This window comes from Poinsettia branch-inducing phytoplasma str. JR1 (assembly GCF_000309465.1).
Taxonomy (GTDB): domain Bacteria; phylum Bacillota_I; class Bacilli_A; order Acholeplasmatales; family Acholeplasmataceae; genus Phytoplasma; species Phytoplasma pruni.
Window position 1 is genome coordinate 1 of the sequence record NZ_AKIK01000034.1, and the last position, 569, is coordinate 569.

Annotated in this window: 1 pseudogene; it reads right to left on the minus strand. The window is 29.5% G+C overall.

Features of this window, described 5'->3' with window-relative positions:
* Positions 1-186 precede the first annotated feature (186 nt).
* Positions 187-569, minus strand: a pseudogene (locus tag ON17_RS03535) (hypothetical protein); the annotation flags it as partial.

The following is a 569-nucleotide window of genomic DNA, read 5'->3' on the forward strand; positions in this document are numbered from 1 at the left end:
GCTTATCATCTACTCTTTCGAGCATTTTTTAATTCTCTAGTTGTATATCTAGCATTTATTGGTTGAGCATGAGTGCCTTTTTTTCTTACAGTCATTTTTTTATTTCCTTTATTTTATTCACCTGGTGGAGAATCGTTCTTCATTGTACTGAGTATATTTTATTGTTGTTTCGGTTTAAGAGTTGTATTAAGCATAACCTTCACTATAGCCATCAACATTAAATTTAAATTCTTTGCCTTTTGAGTTATAGTTAGTTTCTTTTAATAACTCGCCAATTTGTTGTGTTGGCTTATCAGTTGCTTGTTCAAAATCTTTTTCTGTCGACTTACCAGTTGATGTTTCTGTTGGTTTTACAGATTCTTTAATCTTTTCAATTTCAGCATCTTTTACAGGTTCTTTTACTGTTTCAGTTGGTTTAGAATTTTGTTTATTTTCTTTATTTGCTTCATTTGGTTCAGAATATGGCGAATTTTGTTTATTTGTTTCATCTGGTTTTGAACTCTTTTCTTTATTGTCTTTATTTGCTACATTTATACATCTATCTAAACTTGAAAGAGTAGATGATAAGC